We start from the raw sequence: 17,236 nt of genomic DNA, 5'->3' as shown, positions 1-17,236 counted from the left end.
CTTGGAACAGGGGGGTTCCATGCAAAGAAAAGTTTTGTTTGCCATTTTTCTCTTAATCAGTTCTTATATCTATGCCGGAGGAAAAAAGATGTCATTTTTTGATTTTAAGTCTGTATCCATCCAAGGAAAGGAAGTTTCTCTTTCCGATTACAAAGGTCATCCCGTCCTTGTTGTCAATGTTGCATCTAAATGTGGTTATACGCCACAATACGAAGGTTTAGAAAAAATCCATCAAACTTATAAAGACAAAGGTTTAAAAGTGATAGGTTTTCCTTCCAATGATTTTGGTGGACAAGAACCAGGTACGGAAACTCAAATTGCCGAGTTTTGCAAACTAAACTTTGGAGTCAGTTTTGATCTGATGAAAAAAACAAAAGTTCTAGGAAATGATAAAGATCCTGTTTATCAATTTTTGATAGAGAATGCAAAGGAAAAAGGCGATGTGAAGTGGAACTTTGAAAAATTCCTCATCGATAAAAATGGAAGTGTAGTATTTAGGTTTCCTTCTGGAACGAAACCCGAAAGTGCCGAGTTAAAACAAGCGATTGAAAGCCTTCTTTAATTTGTTTCGATATTGTGTTTTTTTATTTGTAGTTTTGGGAATTTCCGCTGAGGAATTACCTTTACCTGTTCAAATTATAAGAACATCCACGGCAGAAATAGTTTCTATTTCAGAAATCATTAAAGAATCATCCAAATACAATGTAATTGTTCTTGGAGAAGAACATGACAATGAAGACATACATCGTTTTTACGAAACTTTGTTTGGACGGATTTCTGATTTAGAGCCGGTCTCCTTGTCTTTAGAAATGTTGGAACAGGACGGGCAATACATAGTAAATGAATTTTTGGAAGGCACTATATCTGAGGCAAATTTTCTTTCTTCCATCACTCAATGGAAAAATTTTAAATCCGATTACCTACCTTTAGTTTCCATAGCCAAAGAAAAAAAATGTAATGTTCTCGCAGCCAATCCTCCTAGACGATATGTAAATTTGATTTCCAGAAAAGGTTTGTCTGCGTATCGGGAATTCACAGACAAGGCCATCCAATATTTACCACCTGCTTATAGTTTAGAAAAGTATCTGACTGAGGAATACAAACAAAGGTTATCTGCACTATTTGGACAAGGACATGGAACAGGTCATGGGGGAAGTAAATACCTAATTTTGGGGCAAGCAACTTGGGACCAAGGGATGGCCGAGGTTATTTCTCGCGAATTCTATAAAACAGGGAAAAAGGTGGTCCACTTAAATGGTAGGTTTCACTCGGACAGGTTGGGTGGTGTCGTCCATAGACTACAAGAAATGGGGTTATCGGTCCTAGTTCTCTCTGGATTTGTCAAAGATAGGGAAGAGAGTCGAGATTTTGCGAAAATCGCTGATTTTGTAATTTTAACAAACGGCCGATAAGAATAGGGAGAACCTATGTCGGCACTTTCTCCAAAATATCTTTGTCCTCACTGCCAAAAGGCATCTCGTTTACCGGAGCCAATCCCTAAAGAAGGAAAGTTCCAACTAACATGCGCTCATTGTAAAGAAAAGGTAATTTTAAATTTCATAGACTATCGTTTTGAAATTTTGCAAGTAGTTCCCAAAGAACCAGAAGTTTTGGATGAAGCGCAGTCTTTCCAACCCTTTAAAATTCCGACAACACCTTTACCAAAACCAAGTTCCATTAAGGACCAAACCCAATCCAAATCAAAACCAATTTGGGAACGTAAGGTTGTTTTCGAACGTGAACCTGAGGAACGTAGATTTAAACCAAAACCTCTTAAACAAAGACTGACTAGTGGAAATAGAAAACCTCTTTCGTTTTCTTATTGGAAATTGCTATTTACAGTCACTTCTGTATGTCTCTTTTTATTGATACTTGGATTTTCCTACTTTGTGGCGGGAGTGCTTTCCACTAAAAAAGAAGTTCCTTTGTATCTGGAGTCCCTTTCCAAAAACATTCCAACTAAAATTTTGGATCGGAATGGACAGATGGTGAGTGAAATTTTTCAGAAGAGAACCTCCACCTTACGTTTGCAAGATTATCCAGAGGATATGATTTCTATCCTTTTGAATATAGAAGACCAAAAGTTTTTCTTTCATGGTGGGATCGATTACTCGGCAATTCTTAGAGCATTTTTTAAAAATATTATTAATTTAAGTTATAAACAAGGTGCTTCGACCATTACGCAACAATTAGCAAGAATCATTCTGGATGATCGTCGTAAAAGTTTGAACCGTAAATGGAGAGAAGCACAACTGGCTTTTGCTTTGGAATCTGTACTTACTAAAGAACAGATTTTAGAAACCTATATGAATCATGTTTATTTAGGTCATGGAGCATTTGGATTTGGTGAAGGGATAAAGTTTTATTTTCAAAAGAATCCAATGGAGTTAAGTAAAGAAGAAATGGTGTTACTCGCATCACTTCCTTCTGCACCTAACAAATACTCACCACTTAAAAATCCAGAAGATTCTTACACTCGTGTTCGTGCCATATTACAAATGTTTCGGAATCGAGGTATTTATCCGAATTTGGATCGTGAAAAGTTTGTTAGTTTTTATCATAATCTTTCTACTCGTTCCCCCAATGAAACCGTTTTTGGTTCAAGACAAGATATGGCACCTTATGTAACGGAACATGTTCGAGGGATACTTTCTTCCTTAGAAGGGGACAAAAATATTTATGAAAGTGGTGGTTACACAGTAGAAACTACTTTGGATCGGGGTGCACAAGAACTGATTGGTCCGATGGTGCGTGAATATTTGGCCAAAACAAGGAAGTCTGGGAAAATCCAAAAAAAGAGAATTCGCTTAAAACCTGAATCTCCGCTCGATTTAGCATTTCGTCAAAAAATGGAAGAAGTGACTATCTTAAATGAACTAGTTTGGAATACAGACAGTTTAGATTCTGAGAAAGATACAAGTGTAGTGCAAGCTGCGATTGTGGGAATACAACCAAACACGGGGCAGGTGCTATTTTTACACGGCGGTGAGGAGTTTAATTCACAGAACCAATTTAACCGTGCCACTCAAATGCGTAGACAAACTGGTAGCTCCATCAAGGCCGTGTTATATGCCTCTGCCATTGATGCAGGAGTCATTCAATCGGGGACAAGAATTTTAGATGCACCTTTGTATTACCGTGGTGGTGGTGGAAAGGAATGGGCACCTGAAAATTTGGGAGGAAGTTTTGATGGAGAAATTTCTCTACGTACAGCTCTTGTGAAATCAAAAAACACAGCTGCCGTCCAAGTCGCAGAACGATTGGGAAGTGCTGGCATTGAACGTTATTTTACAAAGTATTTTTTCCCGAGCGATGCAGAGAAAAAAGCACGTTATCGAGGAGACTTGTCTTTGGCTCTTGGCACTTTAGAAATTTCTCCTTTGGAGATGGCATCTGCCTTTACGGGTTTTGTCAACCAAGGCACTGTCAAACGTCCTTATCTTATCCAAAGGATTAAAAATGCGAAGGGTGTTGTATTGTATGAAGCCGGCGGTTCTGATGAATTTAAATTAAAATTACCACCAGAGCGCCAAGTCATTCGCCCCGATACGGCAGAAGTGATGATATCTCTCCTTCGAGATAGTGGAAGGGCCAGTGGTGTCAGAAACGGTGGTTATGCGGGAGATTTAATCGGCAAAACAGGAACTACTAATGATTATAAAGATGCTTGGTTTGTGGGAGCAAGGCCTGATTTAGCTTTGGCAGTGTGGATTGGATATGACAATCCAAAATTTGGAATGGGCCCAAGTGGGCTGGGTGGGGCAGTGGCCGCTCCTCTTTGGGGAGAGATTGTTTCTTCTATAGATAAAAAAAATATAATTCCGAAAATTCAATTCAGCCAACCAGTATATGCAAAACCATATAGAATATGTGCTTTAACGGGGAAACAAGCAGGTCCCAATTGTCCGGCAGCGAATGAGTTGTATCTTTCCGATTATCCTCCAGAAGGAATTTGTACAGAAGATCATAAAGCAACTCACACAGAGAACAAAGATTTGATGAAGGGATTGTATTAAATGAAAAGAAGTTATCTATCATTCCTTCGTTTGGTATACTTATTGTTTTTAATTGGGTTTTCTCCATCGATATTCGCAAATTCTTATTATGAAGCAGGGTATGAGATGGAACAATTGAATACTCTATTTGCTATCCCTCTATATGAAAAAGCATTAACAGAAAAACCATCTGGAAAATTACAAAAGGCTGTCGTATCTAGACTTTTCTTTTTATATAAAAAACATGGAAAGTTGTTAGATGCTTTATTTTTAGGAAGTAAGTATCCATCTCTCATCCCTTCCAAAGAGAGAGGATGGATCTGGACAAACTTAGCGGAAATTTATAAACCCATTGGTGTTTCCGAACTTTCTGCAACTTATGTGTTTGCGAGTAAGTCATCTCCTGAAAAATTTTCTGAATTGTCGGAACATCTGAAACTTGCCAACTCACAAAAGTTATATGAATTTGCATCCATCATTCTTTTGAAACGTAAACAATATAAAGTGATTTTATCAATTTATGCAGAAAATCCTAGTATGGCAAAAACTCCGCTTTTTATTGGGATTTCGGAATTTAAAATTGGTGCGGACTCAGGTAAAGAATTTTTAAAAACAATTTTAGGTGATACGGAGAGGGAACGCACTGACCAAGAAAAATCTGATATATTGTATTTGATGGGTGTTTATTACCGTCAATCTGCTGATTATGATTTATCTGCCAGATACTTTCGAATGAGTGGAAGTTTTGGATCCAAACCAAGAGGGGATTTAGAGACAACGAAATCACTTGTTTTAAAGGGAAATTCCAAAGAAATGTGTTCTATTTTTAAATTTGCAACGTCCTCCACAGATGAAATTGAAACTCTCTTAAATCTTTATTGTTCTCCCAACCCAAACATTTCTTGGAAAACTTATGAACCTAGTATTCGTATTTTAGCTGAGAGAGAAGGGAATGAATTTTTAACCATTCTTTTTCCAGGGACAAACTAATGAAAGGTCACTCACCACTCTTCCAAATTATTTTTTGTTTTATATGGTTCGTATATCCCGTGTTAGGTAATTTTTTAGTCACACCGGAACTAACTTTCAGATTAGAACTTGTTGGATTTTCCAGAGAGCAAATTCGTTTTTGTAAACAAAAACCAATCCAAGTATTTGGGCGTAATCCGATTGCTCCTTCGATGAGCTGTCATTTTTTACCAGAAGTAGAAGTGGGTTTGGATCAATTCTTTACCGAAGAGTCAGCAGAAACTGAAGAAACCCAATGGGCTTTCTATGATGGAGCTGGCAAACAATTGTTCCCTATTGTATCTTGGGAAGGGCAAGAACCAATGAATTTGATATCTGTCGTGCGCTCCAAACGCGGACAATTTGGAGTGCAATTACAGAGAAAAAAGGACGGGGCCTATTTTTTCTATAGAACTAAGATCCAGAACTGGGTGATTTAGGGATCTGATTCCTTCGGTTTGTTGTTAGCTGGAGATTTGGTTTGAATGCTTCAAACTTTTAATTCAAATTTTCATTTGAACAAATGATCAGATAAAAAAGTTTCCAAAAACCGTTCTTTCTGTTTTAAAAACATTTGAATTCCGTCCAAAACGGTTTGAAGCGAAGTTTCCATAGAAAAGTGAGTCGATTTATATGCTAATTTTCGAATGTTTGTTCGGAAGTATGAAAATGCAAAAGATTGAGTCCAAAATTAGTCATAATAAAAATAGAAAATTCTCTCCTCTGTTGCCACCAAAGTTTTTTGCCATAATTATATGGATTTTGTTTTTAATCCTAAATTGCACTGATCAAAAAGATTATTGTATGGAAAGCGTAAGAACAGGAGGAGTACTCGAAGGTGATGCAGAATCCCTTTGCTTAGGATACGTGGTTTTAGACAATTCGGTAAAAACCAGTGGAGAACGTGGAAGACCTTCTTCGGCTACTCGTTTATTGGCAGATCAAAATCTATTGGGTTGTCTCTATAAAACCATCGAAGAACGGAAATGTGAAAACAAATCGAAATTCATTCCGCATTTTGGATATTAGGTGAATCCATATTAAGCAAATTCTAAAGGAATTTTGTCCGATGTTAATTGTAATCCTAACAAACTGTTCCGTTGGTAAAAAGGAAGAGGCATGTAAATACTATCTGGATAGAGATTATAAATTTTATTGTAAAGCGCTAGCTTTCTCGGTTACAACATATAAAGAAGATCGAAATTTAGGACAAGTGATCGGCTCCAATATTGTCTTAGTCGGTTGTGCCACGTATCTCAAAAAGAAAAAGGAATGTGAAAGCGAAGAAAATCAATACCTCCCAGGCTTTTATGGAATGAATTTGTTTTTTGAAACTTCTAACTTTTTGGATAGAATCGTTAAAAGTTGAATTTGGAATCGAACTCTTTGTGTTTTAACGTGAAGATTGAATTTAATTTTGATAAGTATAGTCAATGGATCAAGGTATTGTTTCGTATTGCTAACGCTGTATCCGGGATAAAGGTTTATCTTGAAAAGCAAGGAAAGAATTCGAACATAGTAAAGGAATGGAGATTGTAATTATGGCGGAAATATTTAAGAAACTATTAATTTTAGTTTTCGTGACATTCTTAGTTTTAGATTGCTCTAATCAAAAAGATCAATGCCTAAAAGGGGTAGAAACTAAAGGCGGAGAGACATATCAAGATTCAAGTTCAGCATGTGCAACATACGTTGTTTTAGAAGGTATGGCTAAGACAAATGAAGAGAAAGGAAGATCTCCTTTTATTGAAAGACTAGTAGCAAGTGAAGCATTGGCAATATGTATCGTAAAGGCAGCTGAAGAACGTAAATGTAAAAGTAAATCTGAATATATCCCACATTTTGGAGATTAGGATAGATGTTATTTTTTATGAAAAAGCATTAACGATGTTATACGGATGATGATAAAACTAGGATTATGAAAAAAATAGCAATCATATTGATTCTAATCAATTTTCAGTGTGCAGATAGCGAAAGGCAGAATTGTAGAGAAAATTTGGATTCGCTTGAATTTCAAAAAATTATGGCTCTAAGTTTACTTGTGCCAATTCCAAACAATACAGATCAGGAAAACGAGAGTCAAAAAAACTATGCTATCGTTAACTTTGCATACGCCCAAAACAAAGCAGAAGAGAGAAAAAAAATCTGCGATAATTCTTTTATGTTAAAAATTTTTGATCCTGAAGCAAACGATTTTGATTGATTTTGACATATTGCCTGATTATATACCAAGATAAAAAATTCAAAAATACTACCTACTGCTTGGCTAAAACCAAAAGCACTCGATGGTTGATTGAGGCATACCCATTGTTCGTATTCTCGAATTTGACCTAATCTATGTCACTTGATATAGCAAACATTTTGGTTTTCCTGAATCAATTAAGATGAAAAGAATCACTGATTCCTACTTGATTTTTTATTAAATCGTTTTATCCTTTGGTTATGGAAAACGAGTTAGAAATTCTAAAAAGCCAAATTATCTCACTCGTAAATCCATTAAAGATTATCCTTTTTGGATCAAGGGCAAATAGTACAGCCGGAAAAAATAGTGATTATGATCTTTTAATCATTATGCCTGATGGAACAAATAAACGGGGAATCGCACAGTATATTTATAAGAAAGTAGATCATATCAAAATCTCATTTGATATAGTGGTAGCAACTCCAGAAACTCTCAAAAAATATTCAAATAATCGTCATTTAATTTATTTTCATGCTCTTCAAGATGGTTTAGAACTTTATGCAGCATGATGACCCAGGTTCTCCAGAGGCTTGGTTAGCTCATGCAAAAAGCGACTTACTTCTGGCAAAACTTGGCGATAAAAAAGATATTTTACTGAACCAACTTTGCTTTCATGCTCAACAAACTGCTGAAAAATCTTTAAAAGCTGTCTTGATTAAAGAGAATGCCGAATTTCTATTTACGCACAATATTAAAACTCTAATCCTTTCTTTACCGGATCGAATTGAAAAACCTAGTTTCTTCGAAGAGCTCGCAATTTTAACTGACTACGCCGTCTCTACTCGATATCCGGGTGATTATGAGGACATTCTTGAAGCTGAATATGCAAAGGCAATTGAATTAGCTGAACTTGTTTTTAAATGGGCGAATCATTTAATCAAAAATTGATTTCTATAAATGAACGACCACGCATAACAGATACTTGTTTGGGCAGGGAACGGACAAGTATGGAAGCGTCCTGATTCGCCCACCACAACACTTCCGCCATCCTGGCTTCGTTCGCTCAGGCCCGTCACCGCTCGCTTTTCCGCATCCATGCGGAAACTTCTCCTTCCCCCCTTGTTTGTCTGACGACAAACAACTTCGCCTCAGCTTTTTACGAAAGCTTCGCGGGGTCTTAGTCGATCTATTCTATTCGAATCATTCCGTTTGTTGTTAGATGGGGATTTGGTTTCTGGTAAAGAGTCTTCTTCGTTTGGGCAGGGAAGGATTCGAACCTTCGAAGGTAAAACCAGCAGATTTACAGTCTGCCCTCGTTGGCCACTTGAGTACCTACCCGAAGAAGTTGCATGGAGCCGCCTGAGGGATTTGAACCTCCGACCGGCTGTTTACAAAACAGCTGCTCTACCACTGAGCTAAGGCGGCATGCATATCCAATTTTTGTGAAAAGCTGTTAAGGTCAAATAAAAATTCTTTGAGCGGAGGCGGATTCTTTCAGAATGACAGGAGATGGCACTGTTTTTGGTCAATTCTCTTATGACGATTTCCATAATTGGATTCTATTTGGGTTATTTCTTTCGCAAGAGTGACCAAAAACGACATAGATTCTTCAATACAATCGGGATTTTGGCAAATCTCACCGCCGCTGTTTATCTTTTGGGCATGAAATATTTGTTAGGTGGGATAGCGGTTCATCAAATTTATCCCGCAGCACCTGAAAACATCATCCATATCCATCGTTTTTTTGCGGCCATTGCCCTCGTTCTAATGTTGTGTATGGGTTATTTAGGATGGAAAAGAAAACGCAACTTACATGTAAAATTGCATTACATCTTTTTGCCTTTGTACACGATTGTTTATATCTCCGGTCTGTTTTTATTTCAATCAAAACCGCTTTAAGGAATGTTCATGGAAAAAATTGAAGTCGCAAAGAAGTTTGCAAAAGATATCCGAATCCAAGTAATCAAAATGGTCACTGCTGCCAACTCTGGTCATCCAGGTGGTCCTCTTGGACTTGCTGATATTTATGCGGCCTTATATACTTCTGTTTTAAACCATGATCCGAAAAATCCTGATTGGGCAGAAAGAGACAGACTCATTCTTTCCAACGGTCACGTATGTGCAGTTCGTTATGCTTCGATGGGACTCTCCGGATATTTCCCTGTAGAAGATCTCCTTACGTTTCGAAATATAAATTCTTATCTCCAAGGCCATCCTTCCACTCGTTATATGAAAGGGTTAGAATCTAGTTCGGGTTCCCTTGGACAAGGTTTATCTGTTTCTGTTGGTTTGGCTCTCGGTGCAAAATTAAAAAAAGAGACATATAAAATTTATACATGTATTTCTGACGGTGAATGTGGTGAAGGAATGACTTGGGAAGCAGCACAGTCGGCGGTTCATTTTAAAACTGACAATCTCATTGCTTTTATGGATCGTAATTATATTCAAATCGATGGTAACACTGAAGAAGTAATGAAGTTGGAACCATTAGATAAAAAGTTCGAAATGTTCGGTTGGAATGTGATCAATGCAGACGGACATAATATGGAAGAAATTTTTGCAGCCTTTGCAAAAGCAAAACAACATACTGGTGGACCTACACTCATTGTCTTTAGAACTATTTTAGGAAAAGGTGTTTCTTATATGGAAAACAATCCTAAATGGCATGGAACTCCTCCGAATAAAGAACAAGAAGCACAAGCACTAGCAGAATTGGTTTAATCTTCTAGATTCGATTGACATTTTTGTTTTTATCAAGATAGTTTTTGCATGGGACAAACTTCCTTTCCTGACTTTTATCCGGATGATATCACTCGTTTATTGTATGATTGGGAAGTTGCCCCACCCGAAAAAAAACGTTTTTTATTAAAACTCATTGCATCTCGAATTCCTTGGCAGATCCAATTGGAATCTGCCTTGGATGAAGTAAAAGATCCATACCTGAGAGTACAAGCTCGGAATTTAAAATCAGAAATCACTCGTCACAGGTTACGTCATTCTTTCTTTAAACTCACGTTACGTGGGAATACAAACCATTATAAAGATTTAGAAGAGATGACAGTCCAACTTTCTAGTATTGGTTTTCCTGATCAAAATTATGCAGAAATCAAACACGAATTGGATCGAATTGCACTTCGAGTTTCTGAGTTATACGATGATCATTCTGGATATTTGACTGATGAGTTAAAAGTTCAAATCCTTTGCCAAGTTTTATTCCAAGAAGAAGGATTTGTTGGAAATATCCAGAACTACAACGATCCAGGAAATTCTTACCTTTATCAAGTGATCAAAAGTAGGTTAGGGATTCCAATTACACTTTCCGTAGTTTACTTGTTAGTTGGACAAAGATTGGGTCTTCCACTTTATGGAACCAATTTACCACTTCATTTTCTTTTGCAATACGAATCGGAAGGATATTTTACTTATATTGATCCATTTCATGGTGGTGTTTTGTTAGATAAATTCACTTGTGAAAAATTTTTAGAGGCAAATGGTTATACCAATTCACCAAAATATTTCACAAAAGCATCCACTCTTTCCATGATCAAACGTATGTGTAGGAACCTAATCCATATTTATCGGGATAACCAGACAAAAGAAATGGAATATATCATAAAGGATCATCTTCAGATTCTCGAAAGCAGATCCACGCATGTGGAATAATCAATGAATTCGAAGTTTCGCATCCAATCCATTTTAACCAAGTTTGATAAAAACTTAGATGGAATTATAAAGGAAGATATTCCTGTTCTCAAAAAAATCAAAAAACATGTAATCACCTCTGGTGGAAAACGGATTCGACCCTTTTCTCATTATTTGTTTTGCCAATTTCTAAATGTAAAAGATGTTAGTTGGCTCGATGTAGGTAGTGTTGCAGAACTCATTCACGCAGCAAGTTTACTACATGATGATGTAGTGGACAACGCTCCCATCCGACGTGGCAAACCAACCATTGGATCCTTGTTTGGAAATAAAACCGCCATTCTTGCCGGCGATTATCTGTTAGCTTGTGGCATCAGTCGACTGAATTCACTGGGGAATCCTGAGCTTATGGAAATTTTTTCCCAAGTTTTAAAAGATCTTTCTGTGAGTGAACTTTTGCAGATGGAATGGGAAAAAAATCCTAAAATTTCCTTAAAGGTTTATGATTCTATCATTTATGGAAAAACTGCTTCCCTTTTTGGTGTTTGTACAGAATCGGCGGCCATTCTTGCTGGGAAATCCAAAAAAGAAAGATTGTCCGTTCGTGATTTTGGTGTTAGGTTAGGAAAACTTTTTCAAAAGAAAGATGATTGTTTGGATTATTTTGTAGATTCAAGTGCTAGCGGTAAGGAATTTTTAAAAGATTTTAAAAATGGATTATTTACCTATCCGGTTCTTATTTTGCGCAACCAACTTGGTTTGATAGAAAAAAGAAAGTTAGAATCTGTTTTTAAAAAGGAAGAAAGAAGTTCTTCCGATGAATCTTATATTCTGAATTTGATGGAATCTAAAAAAGTTTCAGAACTTTTACATAAAGAGTTAAATTCAGAAAAAAACTACCTATTAGGTTACCTAAATCAATTTCCAAAAAGTGCCGAAAGGGAATTATTCGTAGAACAATTGGATCGTCTGACGTAAGTTAGCTTTAAGATTCTTCAACAAAAGGTTCGTTTGGGTCTATGAATTCGATGACTGGCAATTGAATCGAGAAACAAGTCCTTCCAGGTTCTGATTCTATATAGATATTTCCTTTGTGTTTTTCTATAATTGATTTTGTGATTCCTAAACCCATTCCTGTTCCATCTCCATGATTTTTGGTGGTGAAAAAAGGTTCAAAGATTTTGTTTTGAATCTCTAGCGGAATACCTGGACCATTATCAATCACTTTGACTTCAACCAAACTTCCTTGTTTTTCGGTAGTGATCATAAGGTTTCCCTTTTGATTCATGGCCTCTAATCCGTTTAAAATTAAATTGGTCCATACACGAATTAAATCTTCTGGCCAACCGAGAATGGTTGCATCTGTTAAAAAGGTTTTTTTTAGGGAAACTTTTCCCCGCATTTTATATTGATAAATTGTAAGAACGGTTTCGATATTTTCAAGTAGAGTGAAAATTCTTCTTTCCTCGACTTTTGTGACCCGAGAAAAGTTTTTTAGCGCGAGTATGATTTTCGAAGATCGGTCGACTGCAATTTGTATGATAGATAGATGGAGTTTGAAATTTTTTTCCTCTAAAATTAAGTTAGATAGTTTTTCTTGTCCAATTTTTAGTAGAGCAATTTCTTCATCATATAATTTCGTTATCCCTACATCTAAAAATCTTTCTAATATGGCATCTTCGAATTCTAAATCATTGTCTTTGCAGTTTTTTTTAAGAATCGCTTTTTTTTCCTTTCGTTCTGTGTAACTTGCGACTAATCCAAAATCGGATTGGTAGGTGAGCATTTTTCGAAGGGTTTTTAGTTCAGTTGGCTTCAGCGAAGAATAGATATTTTCTTTGGATCCTAAATTCTTAATTTCATTGTCTTTAGATTCAATTAACGTTTCAATAGATGCTTTGATCGCACTAAGAGGATTGTTGATCTCATGGGCAACACCCGCGACTAATTTCCCCAACTCAGACATCTTTTCAGAAAATACCAATTGGTTTTCTGTATGACTGATTTGTAATAATGCCTTTTCTAATTTTTCTTTTTGTGTTTGTATCTCTTTGGTTCTCTCCAAAACCATAGTTTCTAATTCTTCGTTTTCTTTAGTTACAGTTTGTTCTTTTTTGATACGGTTTTGGATTTGAAATTTAGAAATCGCAATTGTAAAAATTGTCATCTGAACGGCTGCACCAATTTCATTTGCAGAACTTAAGAATGGAAAAGAAGGTAAATAACCGAGGTTTGCAAAAATTAATAAAGTGGTACTGATCTGTCTCACAAGGAATGCATAAAACAAAACATTTGCGTTTTCTTTTCTTTTGATCATGCAGTAAATGGCATAACCAAAATTGAAGGTTGAAAACATTAGACTATTCGCATATATAAATCGAAAGTAAAGTTGAAGATCAATAAATACGATGAAAATAGACAGAATTAAAAAGTAGGCATAAGAAACTATATATTTGTCTGCATTCGGATATTTCTGTTTTGTTTGTAAGAACTCTCTAAGAAAAAGAACCAAACCAAAAGGGCTTAATGAAACGAGTCCAGGTACATATCTATAAAACCATTCACAATCACTAAACCCGTATTCGTAAAATAGTCCCGATCTCAAAACATTTGTAAAGAGAATGGACATGGTAGCAAAAGTTAGTAAAAGATAAACTCGCTCTCTTAAAATGATATACTGTGTTGCGGAGAGTAGGCAAACCAAAATACATAACCCAAAGTAGAACCCTTGCCAGAGAGAAATGGATTTTGTAAATTTAAGTAAACTGAATTCATCTTGGATGCGAAAATTGATTCGGTGTGTGTCTTCGGATTGGATTCGAATTAAGTAAGTTCCTTTTTCTTTTGCGGGAAAAACAAAGCCGCCTGTAAAGGATACTTCAGGAAGTTTTTTCCTAACAAGACCTGTTTTGATTTCAGAGACTTTTTTCCCGTCTTTGTATAACTCACAATCCAGTTCGGATATCATTCCATTTTCGAAATGAAAGTATCGGGAGGAACTTTCTTCAAAGTTGATTAAATAGTAGTGACTTTCTTTGGTGAATCCAAAATAAAAATGAGAACTGTTGTCTTTGGGGTTAAGCTCTGTTAGTTTTGTTTTTGGATTTGTTCCTAAATGCCAAAGCCCTTCATTTCCTTCCGCCATAAGGGAAAGGGGAAGTAATAAAAGGCAAAGTATTATCTGATACAATCTTATCGATCGTTCTTTGGATTTTTATTGTGGTACAATATTTGGCGCGTTACATTTTAATGTACCGCGAATGATCACAGACTTTGCATCCGTATTTGTATTTTGGACTAAACAAGTTCTGTTATCAGATGTAAAACATTGTGTTGAGGAAGTACCTGATGTGCAGTTAACACTATCTAGAGTATTACAAGAATTCAATATAGATGTAGTGGATGTAGTAGTAGTGCTGTAAGTTCCATTCAAAGTAATTTCTAAATTAAAAAAAGAAATCTGTTGTGCACTTTGGATTGCTGTATCAATATTGATCCCCTGGTTAAACCACTCGACAGTTCCTTGTGTTCCTTGAACTGTCCTTCCAAAAAGACCACCGGCAAGAACAAACCCTTGTTGTGGATCAATTTTACCTTGGATTTGTGTGCTGTCGTAAGTGAAACGTAGGTTCAGTGTTTCTTTTGTTTTGAAAATTAATTGAGAAATGACAGTAAAACGCGTGTTATTGGAATTTCCGGTAGTGGTTCCAGTGGTTCCCGTTGTTGTTCCAGTACCGGTAGTTGTCGTAGTTGCTGGAGTGGCTTGGCCGCAACTGGTTGTCACATCATTATCGACCTCCCCCAAAAAGTAAAGGGAAGGTTCGCCTTCTGGTAAAATCGTGATTTCCGCTTTGTTTTCATTTTTTAGGCCACATGTAACAAAAATGGAGGAAAATGCGAAAAAAATAACGATGGTTCGGAACATACCATCCAATCGTCACAGGAATTCATTCCCTGGTCAAGAGGATTCAGAATTTCCTTGGGAAATTTAGAGGAAAATACAACCTTGCCCTATGGGTACAAAAATCGGTCTAAAGGGAGTGTTTTCGATCCAGGGACCGCGTTCGATTTATGTCTATTCTCTATTGATTGGCCTTCTTTCGGGATTCGGTGCTTACGGATTTAACTGGGCTCTCACTTGGACAGAATCGTTTACTTTTGGGAACCTTATGGGGTATGATCCAGGAATCCCCACAGGAGATTCCAATTTTCATTCCACGGGTTACGTAAGTTCTCTCTCCCCACTTTGGATTTTGTTTTTACCTGCGTTTGGTGGACTTCTTGTCGGTATCGTTACTAGTTTTTTCTGCGCAGAAGCACAAGGTGGTGGAACCGATTCTTTAATTTATGCATTTCATTTTAATGAAGGAAAGATCCAAACAAAAGTTCCGTTTTTTAAAGTTATTGCCACCATACTCACGTTAGGTTCCGGTGGGTCTGGGGGAAAAGAGGGGCCAACGGCTCAAATAGGTGCAGGTTTCGGTTCCAGTTTGGCTGGATTTTTAGGTGCTGGTGCCAGAGCAAGAAGGACCTTGATGCTTGCGGGAACAGCGGGAGGGCTTGGTGCCATTTTTCGCGCACCACTCGGTGGAGCCATCACAGCTGTAGAAATGGTTTACCAAGAAGATATAGAAAGTGATTCTCTTGTTCCTTGTATTTTATCTTCTGTTACCGCTTATCTAACTTATATAAGTATTGCGGGAAGTGGGTCTCTGTTTTCTGTACAAGAATATAGCCTGAATGACTATCGGCACATTCCATTATACATTATACTTGGACTTCTTTGTTATGTGGTGGGATACTTTTTTGTAAAAGTATATCATAATATCCAGGATGTTTTTTCCAAACTTCCATTGCCAAATTTTTTGAAACCAGCGTTTGGTGGACTTCTAGTAGGTTGTATTGCCTTTCTTTTTCCTGAAGTTTTGGGTACTGGATTTGGGCTCATCCAAAGAATGATCAACGGTGAAGTTTTAGAATCTACAAGTTTTGGTTTTTCAGGACCATTTTTCCTTCTGGCAGTGGCACTATTTAAAGTGTTTTCTACTTCACTAACAGTTGGTTCAGGAGGTTCTGGAGGTTTACTTGGACCATCTTTTGCCATTGGAGGTATGTTAGGTGCATTTGTGGGATCAATGGCACAAGTATTATTCCCTGAACTTGGAATCATCATTTTTCCCTTTTTGTTAGTGGGGATGGGGTCTTTTTTTGCAGGTGTGGCAAGGGCTCCGATTGCTGGTATGATTATGGTTTGTGATATGATTGGAAGTTATGAACTTTTACCGCCGCTTATGATTGTCTCAGTCATTGCTGTTGTTTTGTCCCACAAAACATCTATTTATCGAAACCAAATCAAAAATAGGTTTTTATCTCCATCTCACCATTGGGATATGAACCAAGACATTATGGATCGAATACGGATCCGAGATCATTTTTCGGAATTTAGAAAATATGCGATGGTTTCTGAAAACCTTTCCTTAACGGAATTACAATCGAATGCTCCTGGAATTCAGGCCAGTGATTTTATTCTGATTGGGGCAGGGGAAGAATACAAAGGTATTGTATCACTTAGGAAAAATAGAATCCTTCCAGAATTTGAAGACGATTTAAAAAACTTGATCACGTGCGGAGAAATTGTGCAAGATGTTCCTTCTGTTTGCACAAATGATACATTAGGCAAGGCACTTCAAATTCTATTAGAATATGATGTCGACAAACTCGCAATTGTTGAAGATGGTAAATGTCTGGGTTATTTGAGGTATATTGATTTATTCAATGCCTATCAAAATGAAGTGAAAAATAAACAGCGAAAATCAGTATGAAATTCTTTGGTCAATTGGTAAAACAAAAGCAAACTCTAATGTTACATTTATTTCGATTTTTATTATCCTTTTTTATTTTGGGACATTTATTATTATTTATAAACTGTTTTGGATCCAAACAAATTATCGAGAAAAAACCTGACTCACATATCAAGCCGATTGTCATTCCTCCTCAATATTTAAAACCAATCATTGGTCGGGTGGAATGGGTAGAATTTCCCAATTGGAAACTCAAACTACGAGCAAGAGTTGATACGGGAGCAAAATCATGTTCCATCCACGCAGTCAATATTGAAAAGGTCACTGAAAATGGAGAGGTATTTGTTTTGTTTGATACCTTTGTCGATGAAAAACCTGTTCGATTAAAAAGTAAATTTGTCAAAGAAGCAAAAGTAACAAGTACGTCTGGTGTTTCCGAAAATCGGATTATCATTAGCGAAATGATGAAAATGGGTAAATACAAAGAAGAGGTAATTATCAATTTAAATGATAGAACCAATCTTACTTATCCTATCCTCATTGGCAGAAATTATCTTATGGGTAAGTTTCTTGTAGATGTATCTCTGTCACATGCGTTAGGGGATTAG

The 17,236-nt window shown here is 36.7% G+C and carries 19 protein-coding genes and 2 tRNA genes; 17 read left to right on the top strand and 4 right to left on the bottom strand.

What is annotated here, in order from left to right:
- Window position 1 precedes the first annotated feature (1 nt).
- From EHR07_RS08490 to EHR07_RS08440, 11 genes are all read left to right on the top strand, one after another.
- A complete protein-coding gene (locus EHR07_RS08490) occupies window positions 2-562 on the top strand; it encodes a glutathione peroxidase (RefSeq protein WP_420871222.1) in 561 nt (186 codons plus the stop codon).
- A 1-nt stretch (window position 563) separates the two neighbouring features.
- Window positions 564-1,412: a ChaN family lipoprotein gene (locus EHR07_RS08485; protein WP_238777288.1), complete on the top strand. Its 849-nt coding sequence runs from the start codon at window positions 564-566 to the stop codon at window positions 1,410-1,412.
- Between the two features lie 15 nt (window positions 1,413-1,427).
- On the top strand, window positions 1,428-4,016 hold the full coding sequence (locus tag EHR07_RS08480) for a transglycosylase domain-containing protein (RefSeq protein ID WP_135744687.1): 2,589 nt from the start codon (window positions 1,428-1,430) through the stop codon (window positions 4,014-4,016).
- Complete coding sequence (locus EHR07_RS08475; RefSeq protein ID WP_135744686.1) at window positions 4,017-4,985, top strand: hypothetical protein; 969 nt, start codon at window positions 4,017-4,019, stop codon at window positions 4,983-4,985.
- Window positions 4,985-5,443: a hypothetical protein gene (locus tag EHR07_RS08470; RefSeq protein ID WP_135744685.1), complete on the top strand. Its 459-nt coding sequence runs from the start codon at window positions 4,985-4,987 to the stop codon at window positions 5,441-5,443. The genes EHR07_RS08475 and EHR07_RS08470 overlap by 1 nt, the downstream gene beginning before the upstream one ends.
- 364 nt (window positions 5,444-5,807) lie before the next feature.
- A complete protein-coding gene (locus EHR07_RS08465; RefSeq protein WP_135744684.1) occupies window positions 5,808-6,032 on the top strand; it encodes a hypothetical protein in 225 nt (74 codons plus the stop codon).
- A gap of 40 nt (window positions 6,033-6,072) precedes the next feature.
- Complete coding sequence (locus tag EHR07_RS08460; RefSeq protein WP_238777290.1) at window positions 6,073-6,372, top strand: hypothetical protein; 300 nt, start codon at window positions 6,073-6,075, stop codon at window positions 6,370-6,372.
- A 172-nt stretch (window positions 6,373-6,544) separates the two neighbouring features.
- A complete protein-coding gene (locus tag EHR07_RS08455) occupies window positions 6,545-6,856 on the top strand; it encodes a hypothetical protein (RefSeq protein ID WP_135744682.1) in 312 nt (103 codons plus the stop codon).
- Between the two features lie 65 nt (window positions 6,857-6,921).
- Window positions 6,922-7,206, top strand: coding sequence for a hypothetical protein (locus tag EHR07_RS08450; protein ID WP_135744681.1), 285 nt, complete (start codon window positions 6,922-6,924; stop codon window positions 7,204-7,206).
- Between the two features lie 239 nt (window positions 7,207-7,445).
- Window positions 7,446-7,754 (top strand): nucleotidyltransferase domain-containing protein, encoded by a 309-nt coding sequence (locus EHR07_RS08445; protein WP_208739735.1) that lies wholly within the window; start codon window positions 7,446-7,448, stop codon window positions 7,752-7,754.
- Window positions 7,744-8,133 carry a HEPN domain-containing protein gene (locus tag EHR07_RS08440; protein ID WP_135744679.1) on the top strand — a complete coding sequence of 130 codons (390 nt, stop codon included), beginning with the start codon at window positions 7,744-7,746 and terminating at the stop codon, window positions 8,131-8,133. The genes EHR07_RS08445 and EHR07_RS08440 overlap by 11 nt, the downstream gene beginning before the upstream one ends.
- 308 nt (window positions 8,134-8,441) lie before the next feature.
- Here EHR07_RS08440 and EHR07_RS08435 read toward each other — a convergent pair.
- Window positions 8,442-8,523 (bottom strand) — tRNA-Tyr (locus tag EHR07_RS08435).
- A gap of 12 nt (window positions 8,524-8,535) precedes the next feature.
- Window positions 8,536-8,610 (bottom strand) — tRNA-Thr (locus EHR07_RS08430).
- Window positions 8,611-8,694: 84 nt separating this feature from the next.
- Here EHR07_RS08430 and EHR07_RS08425 point away from each other — a divergent pair.
- The 4 genes from EHR07_RS08425 to EHR07_RS08410 are packed head-to-tail and all read left to right on the top strand — an operon-like array spanning window position 8,695 to window position 11,805.
- Entirely contained in the window at window positions 8,695-9,084 is a 390-nt protein-coding gene (locus EHR07_RS08425; protein WP_135744678.1) for a hypothetical protein, read from the top strand.
- Between the two features lie 9 nt (window positions 9,085-9,093).
- Window positions 9,094-9,906, top strand: a complete 813-nt coding sequence (locus EHR07_RS08420; protein WP_135571635.1) for a transketolase — start codon at window positions 9,094-9,096, stop codon at window positions 9,904-9,906.
- A gap of 48 nt (window positions 9,907-9,954) precedes the next feature.
- Window positions 9,955-10,848: a transglutaminase-like domain-containing protein gene (locus EHR07_RS08415; RefSeq protein WP_135744677.1), complete on the top strand. Its 894-nt coding sequence runs from the start codon at window positions 9,955-9,957 to the stop codon at window positions 10,846-10,848.
- 3 nt (window positions 10,849-10,851) lie between these two features.
- On the top strand, window positions 10,852-11,805 hold the full coding sequence (locus EHR07_RS08410) for a polyprenyl synthetase family protein (protein WP_135744676.1): 954 nt from the start codon (window positions 10,852-10,854) through the stop codon (window positions 11,803-11,805).
- 7 nt (window positions 11,806-11,812) lie between these two features.
- On the opposite strand, the gene EHR07_RS08405 is transcribed toward EHR07_RS08410, so the two are convergent.
- A complete protein-coding gene (locus EHR07_RS08405; RefSeq protein ID WP_420871228.1) occupies window positions 11,813-13,972 on the bottom strand; it encodes an ATP-binding protein in 2,160 nt (719 codons plus the stop codon).
- A gap of 69 nt (window positions 13,973-14,041) precedes the next feature.
- Window positions 14,042-14,752 (bottom strand): LIC10920 family plasminogen-binding lipoprotein, encoded by a 711-nt coding sequence (locus tag EHR07_RS08400; RefSeq protein WP_135744674.1) that lies wholly within the window; start codon window positions 14,750-14,752, stop codon window positions 14,042-14,044.
- A gap of 88 nt (window positions 14,753-14,840) precedes the next feature.
- Here EHR07_RS08400 and EHR07_RS08395 point away from each other — a divergent pair, with 88 nt between their 5' ends.
- Both EHR07_RS08395 and EHR07_RS08390 read left to right on the top strand, forming a co-directional pair.
- The gene (locus EHR07_RS08395) at window positions 14,841-16,649 is read left to right on the top strand and encodes a chloride channel protein (RefSeq protein ID WP_238777292.1); all 1,809 of its coding nucleotides are present in this window, start codon (window positions 14,841-14,843) and stop codon (window positions 16,647-16,649) included.
- A 38-nt stretch (window positions 16,650-16,687) separates the two neighbouring features.
- Window positions 16,688-17,236, top strand: a complete 549-nt coding sequence (locus EHR07_RS08390; protein WP_135746230.1) for an ATP-dependent zinc protease family protein — start codon at window positions 16,688-16,690, stop codon at window positions 17,234-17,236.

Source organism: Leptospira bandrabouensis, assembly GCF_004770905.1.
GTDB classification, from domain to species: domain Bacteria; phylum Spirochaetota; class Leptospiria; order Leptospirales; family Leptospiraceae; genus Leptospira_A; species Leptospira_A bandrabouensis.
The sequence above is the reverse complement of the archived record's forward strand: the minus strand, read 5'-3'. Positions and strand labels throughout refer to the sequence as shown.

What these genes read in the sequence shown, in the direction of transcription:
- EHR07_RS08480 (WP_135744687.1), top strand. Translation starts at nt 1,428, where the DNA reads ATGTCGGCACTTTCTCCAAAATATCTTTGTCCTCACTGCCAAAAGGCA.
- EHR07_RS08475 (WP_135744686.1), top strand. Translation starts at nt 4,017, where the DNA reads ATGAAAAGAAGTTATCTATCATTCCTTCGTTTGGTATACTTATTGTTT.
- EHR07_RS08470 (WP_135744685.1), top strand. Translation starts at nt 4,985, where the DNA reads ATGAAAGGTCACTCACCACTCTTCCAAATTATTTTTTGTTTTATATGG.
- EHR07_RS08465 (WP_135744684.1), top strand. Translation starts at nt 5,808, where the DNA reads ATGGAAAGCGTAAGAACAGGAGGAGTACTCGAAGGTGATGCAGAATCC.
- EHR07_RS08460 (WP_238777290.1), top strand. Translation starts at nt 6,073, where the DNA reads ATGTTAATTGTAATCCTAACAAACTGTTCCGTTGGTAAAAAGGAAGAG.
- EHR07_RS08455 (WP_135744682.1), top strand. Translation starts at nt 6,545, where the DNA reads ATGGCGGAAATATTTAAGAAACTATTAATTTTAGTTTTCGTGACATTC.
- EHR07_RS08450 (WP_135744681.1), top strand. Translation starts at nt 6,922, where the DNA reads ATGAAAAAAATAGCAATCATATTGATTCTAATCAATTTTCAGTGTGCA.
- EHR07_RS08445 (WP_208739735.1), top strand. Translation starts at nt 7,446, where the DNA reads ATGGAAAACGAGTTAGAAATTCTAAAAAGCCAAATTATCTCACTCGTA.
- EHR07_RS08440 (WP_135744679.1), top strand. Translation starts at nt 7,744, where the DNA reads ATGCAGCATGATGACCCAGGTTCTCCAGAGGCTTGGTTAGCTCATGCA.
- EHR07_RS08425 (WP_135744678.1), top strand. Translation starts at nt 8,695, where the DNA reads ATGGCACTGTTTTTGGTCAATTCTCTTATGACGATTTCCATAATTGGA.
- EHR07_RS08420 (WP_135571635.1), top strand. Translation starts at nt 9,094, where the DNA reads ATGGAAAAAATTGAAGTCGCAAAGAAGTTTGCAAAAGATATCCGAATC.
- EHR07_RS08415 (WP_135744677.1), top strand. Translation starts at nt 9,955, where the DNA reads ATGGGACAAACTTCCTTTCCTGACTTTTATCCGGATGATATCACTCGT.
- EHR07_RS08410 (WP_135744676.1), top strand. Translation starts at nt 10,852, where the DNA reads ATGAATTCGAAGTTTCGCATCCAATCCATTTTAACCAAGTTTGATAAA.
- EHR07_RS08405 (WP_420871228.1), bottom strand. Translation starts at nt 13,972, where the DNA reads ATGGCGGAAGGAAATGAAGGGCTTTGGCATTTAGGAACAAATCCAAAA.
- EHR07_RS08400 (WP_135744674.1), bottom strand. Translation starts at nt 14,752, where the DNA reads ATGTTCCGAACCATCGTTATTTTTTTCGCATTTTCCTCCATTTTTGTT.
- EHR07_RS08395 (WP_238777292.1), top strand. Translation starts at nt 14,841, where the DNA reads ATGGGTACAAAAATCGGTCTAAAGGGAGTGTTTTCGATCCAGGGACCG.
- EHR07_RS08390 (WP_135746230.1), top strand. Translation starts at nt 16,688, where the DNA reads ATGTTACATTTATTTCGATTTTTATTATCCTTTTTTATTTTGGGACAT.